This window comes from Burkholderia sp. A9 (assembly GCF_000801975.1).
Genome location: NZ_JSZN01000077.1, coordinates 1 through 565 on the forward strand (window position 1 = coordinate 1; position 565 = coordinate 565).

Annotated in this window: 1 protein-coding gene; it reads left to right on the forward strand. The window is 67.6% G+C overall.

The genetic code is table 11. The features are described from left to right. On the forward strand, positions 1 to 565 hold a 565-nt coding region (locus tag PI86_RS15495), incomplete at both ends, for a beta-ketoacyl synthase N-terminal-like domain-containing protein (protein ID WP_039324372.1).

The window sequence follows — 565 nt, forward strand, 5'->3', positions numbered from 1 at the left end:
CGGCCGGTTCCGGGCAGAACCCGGCGCGCCAGTCGCTGATCAAGGCCGGGCTGCCGACGGCAGTGCCGGGGATGACGATCAACAAGGTGTGCGGCTCGGGCCTGAAGGCCGTGATGCTGGCGGCGAATGCGATTGTCGCGGGCGACGCGGACATCGTGATCGCGGGCGGCCAGGAGAACATGAGCGCATCGCCGCACGTGCTGCCGGGCTCGCGCGACGGGTTCCGGATGGGCGACGCGAAGCTGGTCGACACGATGATCGTCGACGGCCTGTGGGACGTGTACAACCAGTATCACATGGGCATCACGGCGGAGAACGTCGCGAAGGAATACGGGATCACGCGCGAAGAGCAGGACGCGTTCGCGGCGCTGTCGCAGAACAAGGCGGAAGCCGCGCAGAAGGCCGGCCGCTTCAACGACGAGATCGTTCCGGTATCGATCCCGCAACGCAAGGGCGAGCCGCTGCAGTTCGCGACCGACGAGTTCGTGCGTCACGGCGTGACGGCGGAATCGCTGGCCGGGCTGAAGCCGGCGTTCTCGAAGGACGGTTCGGTGACGGCGGCGAA